Consider the following 11,883-nt stretch of genomic DNA (forward strand, 5'->3'; position numbering starts at 1 on the left):
GCTCCGTTCGGGTTGAGCGGTTGAGGTGGCTGCGCCGATGCGACGGGTCAGGCAGGAACCGGCGACTTGACTGCGAGCAGTCCTTCGGTGGTGGTCCTGTCCTCGGGCTGCGCGGCGGCCATCATGGTGTTGTGGGCGTCGCCCGCGTCGGTGTTCGGCGGTACCACCAGTAGAACGATTCGGCCACCATGAAGCCCGAGAGCTTCGACGGTGTTCAGCGGCTGCCGGTGATATCCACCGAGCCGCACGACGTTCCCGTCGAAAACCATCTTCTTGGGCACCGGAGGCCAGGTGTCCAGGTTGTACAACACTCGACTGATACGGCCCAGGCGAACCGACAGAACCGACAGCAGGTCCGGCAGTTCCGCGGCCAGGTCATCGGTATGAGGCCACCATGCGCCGTCGACGAAACCGCTTTGTGGGGCTTTTGGTTTCAGCCGTAACCGCGGTCGGCGTTCGGGTGCGGCATGGTCTTGGGTGTCGCTGCGTGTCTGTTGTGGCGTCATGGTGACGCTCCTATCTGCGGCCACCAGATGGCCGGTGATCAGCGATGACACGGCTCGAATGGACCGTGTGCGAAGTACCGCCGACAAGTCCAGCCTACGCTGAATCACGGCCGGCAAGCGAATGAGCGCTCATGCGTAGCCTGGATGTATGCGTAGAGATCGAACACTGTCATGGTTCCACCGGCTCGATCTCGGTCAGCAAGCTGCCCTGTTGGCGGACCCGCACGGGTATCTCCCCGACGGGGTAGCCGAAGAAATCCGTCCCCATGTCGATTCGGCCCGTCACGACGAGACCGTGCAGTACCCGCGGCGGTGGCTGCTGCGCAGCGCCGAAGCAAACCTGCTCGAGGACGAAAGGCACCGGCTCGACGATTGGTGGCAGGACCTGGCGCCCGAGGTGCGCGCAGCGCTCATCGAGTGCCGGGCCGACGCCGTGCCCCGTGAGCACCGGGAAGCTGTCCTGGAGTCGGCCCCCGGCGGAGTGCACCCGAGGGCCGACCTTGACATCGGGTTCGACATGACGGAGATGACCTCCGCCTACCTCGAGATGATGGCCACCAGGTCGGCCTGCCACTGACCTCGCCGGCTTTGTCGGTGACGGGTGCCATGGTCTGGAGATGGACCCGCTCGTACCGTTGCGCTGCACCGACCTGCGCTACCTACTGGTTACTCACATCTACGACCACGGGGTCGTTTCCGTGGAAGAACTCGTCGAGTCGGGTCGGCTCCCGGGGCGTATTGCCGGCGTTCCCATGTCGGCGGGCGAATTCGCGTTCCCCCGGGGCGGGTTACCCCGTACCGCACCCGGCTGGGGCGATGGTCGAATTGCCCGCGTCTGTGCGACTACGGTGCGACAGATCCGGGGTTGTCGCACAGACGCGGGCAAGTCGGGATGCGGTGCTCAGCCGCTCACCGGCTCCTTGCCCCACGGCGTCAGCCACGGTGTCGGCTCCCAGTCTTCGAGCCCGGCCAGCAGCTCGTACAGCGTTGCGCCATCGATGCTTTCGCGGATGATGTCGGCTTGACCGGCATGGCGCGCCAGCTCCTCGATCATGTGGAACAGCACCCACCGCACCGACCACGCTGCGACGTCCTTCGGGAACCACGGCACGTCGTGGGGAATGGGCACCGCCGCGCCCAGATCGACGGTCTGAATCAACCGCAACGCCTCCTCGTTGCCGGCGTCGAAGTCGGCGAGTATCCCGGCCAACGTCTCGTCGTCACGCATGACGAACTGGCTCTCGTACTCAGCGGACTGCTCTTCCATGGACCGCGTGTCCGCCGGCGCCAGCTCCGGAGCCGACGCCGCCCGTTGCATCCAGCCGCGCTGGCAACTGGTGACGTGCTTGATGATCGCGCCGATGGACAGGGCGCTGACCGTCGGCTTCTGCCGGGCTTGCTCATCAGTGAGGCCGAAGGCGATGGCGTGGAAGGCGTAGTGCTGGGCCTTGAGGTACTCCAGCAGCCCGGCGCGTTCGTCGGCGATGGGTGGGGGCATGGCGGCCATGGGTCAGTTCTCCTTCGAGGTGTGATAAGCGGACACTAATTCGTAAAGGGTTGCGCCGTCGATGGTTTCGCGGATGATGTCGGCATGTCCGGCATGCCGGGTCAGCTCTTCGATGAGTTTGAAGAATGCGTAGCGGACCGTCCAGCTGGATCCGTCCTGGGGGAACCACGGAACGTCCGGCGGTACCGGCACGGTGATGTCCAGGTCAGCGGTCTCCACCAGCCGGACGGCCTCGGCGCAGCTGTCGTCGAAGGCGGACAGCAGCTCGGCGAGCGTGTCGTCATCAGTCATGGCGAAACCCTGGTGGAACTCGGCACCCTGTTCGTCGACGGGACGCCGGTCGGCGACGGTGAGTTCGGGTGCCGTGGACACCCGCGCCATCCAGCCGCGCTGGACCTGGGTGAGGTGTTTGAGCAGACCGCCGAGGGACAGGGCGCTGGCCGACGGGGTGGAGCGGGCCTGCTCATCGGTGAGGCCGACGGTGACGATCCGGAAGGCCTGATGCTGCGCCGTGAGGTACTCACGCAGGCCGGCACGCTCATCGGCCACCGGTGCGGGCATGGTCATGGATCAAGACTCCTTCGTCATGTGAGCGTAAAGATCACGGATACAAGCGATCTCAGCTCCGTGATGGATCACCTCGCGGTTGATGTGCAGGATCAGCGTGGTCATGGGTTCGGCCGCCCACTCGCCTTCGGCCGCACCGACGGGGCGGGCCAGGCCGTCGTCGTCGAGGTTGCGCACCCCGTCGATCCAGCCGCGGTAGGCGTCGTCGAACTGGCGCAGCGCGGTGTCGGCGTCGAGGGCGTACTCCCAGCTGTAATAGTCGGCCGGCGGACCGCCGAAGTGACTGTGCGTGCGCGCGGCGAGCACACCGACGATCAGATGCGCCATCCGCCACGCGATGGTGGTGAACGGCTCGGGCCGCGGCGGCGGATACGAGAAGTCTGGAACCATTCGGGCGGCGTTGCGTCGCAACGTCCAGCAGTCAGGCACCGGCTCGAAGAAATACTCGTCGTCGGTCAGACCGTCCAGGCGGGGCCGCAGCGCGTTCTGCCAGTGGAGGTCCAGTTGGAACACCAGTTCATCGGTGAGGCTTCGGGCTGTCATGACTACAGCGTCGCAGGCATTTAGGACAGTTTCGGTCCTAGAAGTGCGGCAGACTCTTGGCATGTCCGAAACAACCGGTCGCGTGCTGCAACTGCTCGGCCTGCTGCAGGCCCGCCGAGTGTGGACGGGCGAGGAGCTGGCCGAACGGCTCGGGGTCACCGGCCGTAGCGTGCGCCGTGATATCGACCGGTTGCGCGAACTCGGCTATCCCGTGCACGCCAGCACCGGACACGGCGGCGGTTATCAGCTGGGCGCCGGGGCCGCGCTGCCGCCGCTGCTGCTGGACCCCGACGAGGCCGTGGCGATGGCCGTCTGCCTGCGCTTGGCGGCCGGGGGCAGTGTCGCCGGTGTGGGGGAGTCGGCGTTGCGGGCCCTGTCCAAGCTGGATCAGGTGATGCCGGCCCGGCTGCGATCACAGGTGTCGGCCGTGCACGAGACGACGGTGACGCTGACCTCCGGAACCGACACCCCGGTCGAGCCGGACGCACTGATGGCGCTGGCCCGCGCCTGCCGCGACCACGAACACGTAGACGCCACCTACACCGACATCCGCGGCAACCAGACCCAGCGACGGCTCGAGCCCTACCAGCTGGTGACCACCGGCCGGCGGTGGTACCTGCTGGCCTGGGACCGCGATCGGCAGGACTGGCGCACACTGCGGCTGGACCGGATGGCTGAGGTGCGCGCCCGCGGTACCACGTTCACCCCGCGGGAGGCGCCGGACGCCGCCACCTACGTCAGCCGGGCGATCAGCAGCAACCCGTACCCGTACGTCGCGCAGGTGCGCTTCTTCTGCTCGAAAGAGGTTGTGGAACAACATTTCTCACCGGCCTCGGCAACCGTCGAAGCCGACGGGCCCGACGCCTGCCTGGTGACGGCCGGGGGCGACGACCCCGAGAAGATCACGCTGTTCCTGGCGATGGTCGGCGAGGACTTCGAGATCCTGGGGCCGCCGGAGGTGATCGAAGGAGCGCGCACCATGGCGCGGCGGCTCAGCGCCTCAGCTGGTGATGGCTAGCTTGTCGGTGAGGAACAGGAACGTCTCGGCGAACGGGTGCCCGGCGGTGGTGGCACGGACGTAATCCCAGTCGACGGCCTCGCGGACGGCGCGCACACTGGGCAGGAACTTGGCGAAGTCGCAGTGATGTTCGTTGAGGGACAACAGTTTCTCGGTGACCACCTGGGTGGGCGGGATCACCGGCATCCTGATGGCCAGGACATCGAGCTCCTCGGCCTGGGCGATGGTGTCGGCGGTGACCTCCACACCGTTGAGCCGGTGCAGCACGTCGATCACGAAGTCGTCCTTGACGCAGGCCTTGAACAACCAGTCTTCAGGGGTGCGTTCGATGTTGAACCCCACCTTCTCCAAGGTGAGAGCCGCGGTCTCGACGTCCTGCTCGGCCACCACGAAGTCGACGTCGTGCACCGGTTCCGGGCCGCCGTGCACCCACAGTGCATAGCTTCCGGCCAGGGCGAAGTCCGGCCCGTGCGCCTTGAAGGCCGACGCGGCGCGTTTGAGCGCATCGCGCAGGTCGTCATTGCGTTCGAGCATATGGTGCTCCTCGGTCTTGGGTGGGTACCTAATACCCCATGCGGATCGCGACATTCAACATCCTGCACGGAAGAAGCGTGCACGACGGCGCGGTGGAGCTGGACCGGCTGGTCGACAGCATCAAAGAGCTCGACGCCGACATCCTGGCCCTGCAAGAGGTGGACCTGGCGCAAACCCGCTCGTCGATGGCCGACCTGACGGCGGTGGCCGCCGAGGCCATGGGCGCGGTGAGTCACCGGTTCGTCGCGGCGATCTCCGGCACACCGGGTGCGACGTGGATGGCCGCCACCGGCACCGAGCAGCCCGGAACGGCGGCCTACGGCATCGCGCTGCTGTCGCGGTACCCCGCGGTGAACTGGCAGGTGCTGCGACTGCCGCGCATCCCGTTCCGCTTCCCGATGTACCTGCACGAGCCCGGAAAAGTGCTGGTGGTCAACGAAGAACCCCGGGCGGCGATGGTGGCGCGTTTCGAAACCCCGATCGGGCCGCTGACGGTGGCCAACACCCACCTGTCGTTCGTGCCGGCCTGGAACCGCGCGCAGCTGCGCCACCTGGTCCGCGACGTGCGGGGCTTCCCGGGGCCGCGCGTGCTGATGGGCGATCTGAACATGACGCCGCCCGCGGTGGCGCGCACGTCACGGTTCCGGCCGCTGGCGGTGGCCAACACCTTCCCCGCGCAGGCGCCGACCCGCCAGCTGGACCACATCCTCACCGACGACCCGACACTGCAGGCCGGTCAGTCCTCGGCGCCCCTGCTGTCCGTCTCCGACCACCGGCCACTGGTGGTCGACGTGTTCGCGGATACGGTCTCGCGCCTCGACTCTCGCGAGTGATGCCACCGCAATTTCAACAGCAGCGCGCTGCGGTGTGCCTCGAATCCCAACGACAGTAGGTCACGCGCACCACTGTGATTTCGGGTGATGATTCGGTTTCTCACAATGACTCCACTGTGGCACAGCAGGGGGCGCGGGGCCTGTCATGCGAGGCCGGATCCTGGTCACAGCCCAATGAACTCTTGGGCACGATCGGTGAACAGGCGATGGCTTTGGCCGACCGCGCCGACAAGCTTGAAGCCATGGCACGGCCAATTCAGCACACGGTCGCCGTCCCGATATCGATCGAGGACGTCGACGCGCGCGAGGCGCAGTTCCGTGCCTGCACGCCCGGAGCGGCATTACCGCTGGTAGGGACGGCGCAATGGCGTCAGCTTCGGAGCTGGCTAAGTCAACTGATCATCACTGAACGGGTGCTGCGCTCCGAAGCGGCCCGGTTGGGCGTCACCGTCGACCACGCCCCGTCGCTGGCCGACGTGCTGCCCGACGGCACCGCCCGGTTCGAAATCGGCAGCCTGGCCGCCGCGGCGCTGGCCGACCCGATGGCGCGGGCGGTGTTCTGGTACGTCACCGAGGACGTCGACGTCAGCGAGATGGAAGTCGCTGCCTACCACGAGCGCAACCCCCGGCGGTTCGCGTCGACGGTGGCGCTCCTGCGGGGTGGCACGCCGTCCCTGGACGCCGTCCGCCCGGCCATCGCGGCCCATCTGCGCGGCTCCGCACGCCGCCGCGCCTTCCGGCAGTGGCTCGAGACCCGCAGCGCCGAACTGGCTCATTCCAACCCCGGCTACCACCGCGCCCGTCGCCGCTGATGGCCGACCTGACGCTCGCCCTCGACATCGGCGGAACCAAGATCGCCGCCGGCCTCGTCGACGACGACGGCAACCTGGTGTCCGCACGCACCGAGCCCACCCCGCGCAGCAGTGATCCCGAAGCGGTGTGGGCCGTGGTCGCTGGGTTGATCGCGGCGCACAGCGATGTCGCCGGGGTGGGCATCGCCGCGGCCGGGCCCGTCGATCTGCCCTCGGGAACCGTCAGCCCCATCAACATCCCGGCATGGTCGAAGTTCCCGCTGCGCGACCGCGTGGCCGCTGCGCTTCCCGGCAAGCCCGTTCGGCTGGCGGGTGACGGCGTGTGCATGACGCTCGGCGAGCATTGGCGCGGCGCCGGCCGCGGGGCGTCATTCGTGCTGGGCATGGTGATCTCCACCGGGGTGGGCGGCGGGCTGGTGCTCGACGGGAAGCCGTACTTCGGCCGCACCGGCAACGCCGGACACGTCGGGCACGTTGTCGTCGAACCCGGTGGGCCGCTGTGCTCATGCGGCGCGCGGGGCTGCGTCGAAGCGATAGCGGGCGGACCCCGGATGGCGCAGTGGGCGCGTGAACTGGGTTGGGATGCACCGCCTTCGGCCGGAGCCCGAGAGCTGGCCGAGGCGGCTCGCATCGGTGAGGGGGTGGCACTGCGTGCGTTCCAACGAGCGGCCGACGCGCTGGGGGCGATGATCGCCTCGGTGGGCGCGGTGTGTGATCTCGATCTGGCGGTGATCGGCGGGGGCGTGGCCGACGCGGGCCCCGTTCTGTTCGACCCGCTGCGCGAAGCGGTGGCCAGTTATGCCCGGCTCGACTTTCTGGCCGGGATGCAGGTGGTGCCCGCTGTGCTGGGCGCTGACGCCGGGCTGGTGGGTGCGGCGGCGCTGCTGCGGTCTTAGGTGCTGTCATGTCTCTGCTGCGGGACTACGGCGAAACGCAGCTGTGGGTGGTCAGTTCTTGTGTTTGTGATCGCTGTTGCGGCCATGTGCTGCGGCGGGGTGGCTGGTTTGGCGGAAACAAGGCCTGTCGATGTAGCTGATGGTTGCGCATGAGTGGTGCGGGGTGTCGGCAAGCAGCCCTCAGCTGCAGTTCGCGATAGCACCCGGGGCGGGTTATGGAGGGTCAGGGACCGCGCTTGTCGCGCCGTTTTGGCTGATCGGGCACCGGCACGCTACTCTGGTCGACGATCCACCGAAGACCGTCGGTCACCGAGCAATCGGTTGAAGGTCCGGGAACATCCCGGCGGCCCACGCAGGAGGACGAGGTACCAGCGTCAAAACCTGGATTATTCACGCCCCGGCCGCATCCTGCGTCGGGGCGTTCGTCGTTTCAGGCCTCGGTGGCAGAACGTAAGCAGCTAGACACACCGAGGAGGCATGCATGGCCAAGGCTGACAAGGCCACCGCCGTTGCAGAGATCACCGAGCAGTTCAAGGCCTCGACTGCCACCGTCGTCACCGAGTTCCGCGGTCTGACGGTGGCCAACCTGGCCCAACTGCGTCGCTCGCTCGGCGCTGGGGCCACCTACTCTGTCGCAAAGAACACGCTGGTCAAGCGTGCCGCGGCAGAAGCAGGTGTCGAGGGTCTCGACGAGCTCTTCGCCGGTCCGACCGCCATCGCCTTCATCCAGGGCGAGCCGGTCGAGGCGGCCAAGGCACTGAAGGCCTTCGCAAAGGACCACAAGGCGCTGGTCATCAAGGGCGGCTACATGGACGGCGCTCCGCTGTCCGTCGAGCAGGTCCAGGCCATCGCCGACCTGGAGTCGCGCGAGGTCCTGCTGGCCAAGATGGCCGGCGCGATGAAGGCGAAGACCAGCCAGGCCGCGGCGCTGTTCCAGGCGCCTCTGTCGCAGGTCGCCCGCCTGGCTCAGGCGTTGCAGGACAAGCGGACCGAGGCCGAAGGTGCCCCCGCGGCGCCGGCAGCCGACGAGGCTCCCGCCGCGGAGGAGTCCGCCGAGGCTCCTGCCGAGACAACCGAATAACCCCAAGAACCACATCTCGATCGACAACCCGGTCAAGGAATCAGGAAAGGACCACACCATGGCCAAGCTCAGCACCGAAGAACTGCTCGACGCCTTCAAGGAACTGACCCTGCTCGAGCTCTCGGAGTTCGTCAAGGCGTTCGAGGAGACCTTCGACGTCACCGCGGCTGCCCCCGTGGCCGTCGCCGCTGCCGGCCCCGTCGGTGGCGCCCCCGCCGAGGCTGCTGAAGAGCAGTCCGAGTTCGACGTCATCCTCGAGGGTGCCGGCGACAAGAAGATCGGCGTCATCAAGGTCGTCCGCGAGATCGTCTCCGGCCTGGGCCTCAAGGAGGCCAAGGATCTGGTCGACAGCGCCCCCAAGCCGCTGCTCGAGAAGGTCAACAAGGAAGCCGCCGAGGACGCCAAGGCCAAGCTCGAGGCTGCCGGCGCTTCGGTGACCGTCAAGTAGTTCCACGCTCTGCAACAGCCGCCCGGGATCCTCGCGATCCCGGGCGGTTTGTCGTCTAGGGTGACTTCGACGCCGGGGTTCACCGACGGCAAGCCCGTCAACTGCGTCAATAAAGGTAATGACACAAAGGGCGTAGGCCGTTACGGCGTGCGCTACAGTGACTCAAGCCACAGGCGGGGTGCTGGTGGCCGGGGTGATGAACAGTCGGAAGGATTTCGCGTGGGCATTGGTATCCAGGTCGAGGGACTGACCAAGTCCTTCGGTTCCCAGCGAATCTGGGAAGACGTGACCTTCGACCTGCCCCCGGGTGAGGTCAGCGTGCTCCTGGGCCCCTCCGGTACCGGTAAGTCGGTGTTCTTGAAGTCGCTGATCGGTCTGCTGCGTCCCGAGCGCGGCAAGATCATCGTCGACGGCACCAACATCATCGAGTGCTCGGCCAAAGAGCTCTACGAGATCCGCACCCTGTTCGGCGTCATGTTCCAGGACGGCGCGCTGTTCGGGTCGATGAACCTCTACGACAACACCGCCTTCCCGCTGCGCGAGCACACCAAGAAGAAGGAAAGCGAAATCCGTCAGATCGTGATGGAGAAGCTGGACCTGGTGGGCCTCGGCGGTGACGAGAACAAGTTCCCCGGCGAGATCTCCGGCGGTATGCGCAAGCGTGCCGGCCTGGCCCGCTCGCTGGTGCTGGACCCGCAGATCATCCTCTGCGACGAGCCCGACTCCGGTCTGGACCCGGTGCGTACGGCCTACCTGTCGCAGCTGCTGATCGACATCAACGCCCAGATCGACGCCACCATCCTGATCGTCACGCACAACATCAACATCGCCCGGACCGTGCCGGACAACATCGGCATGCTGTTCCGCAAGCACCTGGTGATGTTCGGTCCCCGTGAGGTGCTGCTGACCTCGGACGAGCCGGTGGTCAAGCAGTTCCTCAACGGTCGTCGCATCGGTCCGATCGGCATGTCCGAGGAGAAGGACGAAGCGACGATGGCCGAAGAGGCCGCGCAGATCGAGGCCGGTCACCACGACGGTGGTGTCGAGGAAATCGAAGGTGTGCCGCCGCAGGTCACCCCGACGCCGGGGATGCCGTTCCGGGATGCGGTGCGGCGCCGTCAGGAACGCGTCCGCGGGATCCTGCACACCCTGCCGCCGGCTGCGCAGGAAGCCATCCGCGACGATCTCGAAGGCACCCACAAGTACAAGGCTCACGAGCCGGGCTACGACGAGCCCAGCACGGCGCCGCAGCGCGTGCACGAGGAAGACGCTCCCACCGGAGCGATCCCCGCGCAGCGCGAGGCGTAGACAGCAACTCCGCTTTTGTCACGGCGACGCCGCCGACCGCACTCACTTCCCGCGGTCGGCGGTTTTCGTTGTGTAGCACCCCAGAGTTGCGGCAACAGGGCCGCTCCGATGGACGCGCCCAGCAACACCGCACACCCGCAGCGCGCCGACACTTTGGTTACCTTCTTCAAAGTCATTGCTCCCGGTTCAGTTAGCTGATGTTGCCGACGTACATCGGTGCCCATGGCGAACCGGGCACCCGTGAACTGGCCGAATAACGAAGACGCAGGCGCTTTTCGGCTGTGACGAAGTTGGCTACTTGATCTTTTAATTAATGAGTCAAGTAGCTGGCTATCCGTCGCCGACCGTGATTTGGTCGCCTGGTGAACTGGAATGGCAAATGGTGGCTGACCGCCGCGGTCGTGTCCGGCGGGGTGGGCCTGGCGTTGACGTTCGGAGCCGGCGCGGCGAGCGCCGAGACCAGAAAATCGGATACTGGCACGAGTTCGTCCTCGTCGACCTCATCGGAACGCTCCGATACGCCTCGTGCCGACCGACCCCGAACCTCGGCGCGTGATTCCGCGCCGAAGCGCGAGACGAGACCGACCCGCGCCGACGACGACACCACCGAGCGGTCGGCTGCGATGGCGCCCCGGCGTACGGCCGAGAGGACGGTCCTCGTCCAGCTCGCGCCGGCTGCCGAAGACGACAGGCGTGCGCGCGCGTCGGTCAGCGCGCGTGATGAGGAACGGTTCGCACGCGCCACAGGCGGTGCTCCCGTCGCCGTGGCCGCGCCCGCCGTCACGGTCGGCACTTCCGATCTTCGGCTGACCGCGGGCGTGAACGTCAACGCCGATTGGTATTTCCCGACCGCCGGCACGGAACCCAGGGGCATCGTCTACCTCAACCACGGCAACTTCCGCACCAACAACAACATGGAGGCGTTGGCGAACGCGCTGGCCCGCGATACCAACAGCATCGTGGTCGCGCCCTCGGTGTCGACCAACGCCTTCAATTCGTATCGCATCACCGCACCGCGCACATTCAGCGCCGTCGCGGGACTCTTCGGCACGGACCGAACGGCCCTCACAACAAGCGCTGTCGCGGCCGGGTACACCGGAGGCAGCCTGCCGACGAACTTCGTGCTGGCCGGGCATTCCTTCGGGGGTAACCTGGTGACCGCCGCGGGCGGGATCATCGGGTCGAGCGCCACCCTGAAGGGCATCCTGCTGCTGGACGCGGTGAACAACGGCAGTGACATGGCCACCGGTCTGAGCAGACTGGGCGCCGGCGTGCCGGTCTACCAGATCGCCGCCGAGCCCCGCCTGATCAACGGATTCGGCTCCACCACAGCGCTGCTGGTCCGATCGCGGCCGGAGGAGTTCGTCGGGGTGCGCATTGCCGGCGGAAGCCACGTCGACGCCGAGGGCGCCAGCAGCGATCTGCTGGGCGGCCTCACCGGTGGATTCTCCAAAGCGCGCGACGCCGCTGCACTGCAGAGCATTGCGGCGGGCTGGGTGGTCGACATGTTCGACGAGGCCGGTATCGGCAAGGGCTCCGGGTTTTATCCCTCCACGGGGCAGTCGGTCACGGTGGGCGGCGCGGCGGTCGTCGGACTGGGGTGAGTGCCCGGCGTGCCCTGGGGAATTGTGCAAATATGTTGTCCCGCAGTTGAATACGTGACACCAATAATTCAAATTTGCGGAGATCTTTCTGCGGAGAAACCATGCGGGCAACCGCGACGGGCCTACCGTTGTGAATGATCACAGTCGAGCGAATGCCCTTGTGGCTGACCGCGAGTGCGGGTGCGGCCAGCATCGGGGCGGCAATGTTCGTCGGCGGGGGCCTGGC

14 protein-coding genes are annotated in these 11,883 nt (G+C 66.9%); 9 read left to right on the forward strand and 5 right to left on the reverse strand.

The window, feature by feature from the left end; translation table 11 throughout:
* Window positions 1-47: 47 nt before the first annotated feature.
* A complete protein-coding gene (locus tag NL241_RS07690; protein WP_494398264.1) occupies window positions 48-506 on the reverse strand; it encodes a DUF5994 family protein in 459 nt (152 codons plus the stop codon).
* A 148-nt stretch (window positions 507-654) separates the two neighbouring features.
* Here NL241_RS07690 and NL241_RS07695 point away from each other — a divergent pair, with 148 nt between their 5' ends.
* Window positions 655-1,083, forward strand: a complete 429-nt coding sequence (locus NL241_RS07695) for a hypothetical protein (RefSeq protein WP_487691472.1) — start codon at window positions 655-657, stop codon at window positions 1,081-1,083.
* Between the two features lie 324 nt (window positions 1,084-1,407).
* Here the strand turns inward: NL241_RS07695 and NL241_RS07700 are convergent, their stop codons facing one another.
* Genes NL241_RS07700 through NL241_RS07710 form a run of 3 tightly spaced genes read right to left on the reverse strand, consistent with a single transcriptional unit; the run spans window position 1,408 to window position 3,123 of the window.
* On the reverse strand, window positions 1,408-2,013 hold the full coding sequence (locus NL241_RS07700; RefSeq protein WP_494397216.1) for a DinB family protein: 606 nt from the start codon (window positions 2,011-2,013) through the stop codon (window positions 1,408-1,410).
* A 3-nt stretch (window positions 2,014-2,016) separates the two neighbouring features.
* Window positions 2,017-2,574: a DinB family protein gene (locus NL241_RS07705; RefSeq protein ID WP_494398265.1), complete on the reverse strand. Its 558-nt coding sequence runs from the start codon at window positions 2,572-2,574 to the stop codon at window positions 2,017-2,019.
* A gap of 9 nt (window positions 2,575-2,583) precedes the next feature.
* Window positions 2,584-3,123, reverse strand: a complete 540-nt coding sequence (locus NL241_RS07710; RefSeq protein WP_494397217.1) for a DinB family protein — start codon at window positions 3,121-3,123, stop codon at window positions 2,584-2,586.
* A gap of 61 nt (window positions 3,124-3,184) precedes the next feature.
* Between NL241_RS07710 and NL241_RS07715 the strand changes: the two genes are divergently transcribed.
* Entirely contained in the window at window positions 3,185-4,141 is a 957-nt protein-coding gene (locus NL241_RS07715) for a helix-turn-helix transcriptional regulator (protein WP_487691468.1), read from the forward strand.
* On the opposite strand, the gene NL241_RS07720 is transcribed toward NL241_RS07715, so the two are convergent.
* Window positions 4,124-4,675, reverse strand: coding sequence for a hypothetical protein (locus NL241_RS07720; protein ID WP_487691467.1), 552 nt, complete (start codon window positions 4,673-4,675; stop codon window positions 4,124-4,126). The two genes, NL241_RS07715 and NL241_RS07720, sit on opposite strands and share 18 nt — an antisense overlap.
* A 38-nt stretch (window positions 4,676-4,713) precedes the next feature.
* Between NL241_RS07720 and NL241_RS07725 the strand changes: the two genes are divergently transcribed.
* The 7 genes from NL241_RS07725 to NL241_RS07755 all read left to right on the forward strand — a co-directional run bounded on the left by NL241_RS07725 (window position 4,714) and on the right by NL241_RS07755 (window position 11,657).
* Window positions 4,714-5,508 (forward strand): endonuclease/exonuclease/phosphatase family protein, encoded by a 795-nt coding sequence (locus NL241_RS07725; protein WP_494397218.1) that lies wholly within the window; start codon window positions 4,714-4,716, stop codon window positions 5,506-5,508.
* 242 nt (window positions 5,509-5,750) lie between these two features.
* Window positions 5,751-6,320, forward strand: coding sequence for a DUF7158 domain-containing protein (locus NL241_RS07730; protein WP_494397219.1), 570 nt, complete (start codon window positions 5,751-5,753; stop codon window positions 6,318-6,320).
* Window positions 6,320-7,216, forward strand: coding sequence for an ROK family protein (locus NL241_RS07735; RefSeq protein WP_487691464.1), 897 nt, complete (start codon window positions 6,320-6,322; stop codon window positions 7,214-7,216). The genes NL241_RS07730 and NL241_RS07735 overlap by 1 nt, the downstream gene beginning before the upstream one ends.
* Window positions 7,217-7,697: 481 nt before the next feature.
* Entirely contained in the window at window positions 7,698-8,297 is a 600-nt protein-coding gene (gene rplJ, locus NL241_RS07740; protein ID WP_487691463.1) for a 50S ribosomal protein L10, read from the forward strand.
* 58 nt (window positions 8,298-8,355) lie between these two features.
* On the forward strand, window positions 8,356-8,745 hold the full coding sequence (rplL, locus tag NL241_RS07745; protein WP_487691462.1) for a 50S ribosomal protein L7/L12: 390 nt from the start codon (window positions 8,356-8,358) through the stop codon (window positions 8,743-8,745).
* 219 nt (window positions 8,746-8,964) lie between these two features.
* Window positions 8,965-10,053 carry an ABC transporter ATP-binding protein gene (locus NL241_RS07750; protein WP_494397220.1) on the forward strand — a complete coding sequence of 363 codons (1,089 nt, stop codon included), beginning with the start codon at window positions 8,965-8,967 and terminating at the stop codon, window positions 10,051-10,053.
* A gap of 362 nt (window positions 10,054-10,415) precedes the next feature.
* Window positions 10,416-11,657 (forward strand): hypothetical protein, encoded by a 1,242-nt coding sequence (locus NL241_RS07755; RefSeq protein ID WP_494397221.1) that lies wholly within the window; start codon window positions 10,416-10,418, stop codon window positions 11,655-11,657.
* Window positions 11,658-11,883: the final 226 nt, after the last annotated feature.

This window comes from Mycolicibacterium sp. SMGY-1XX (assembly GCF_059132455.1).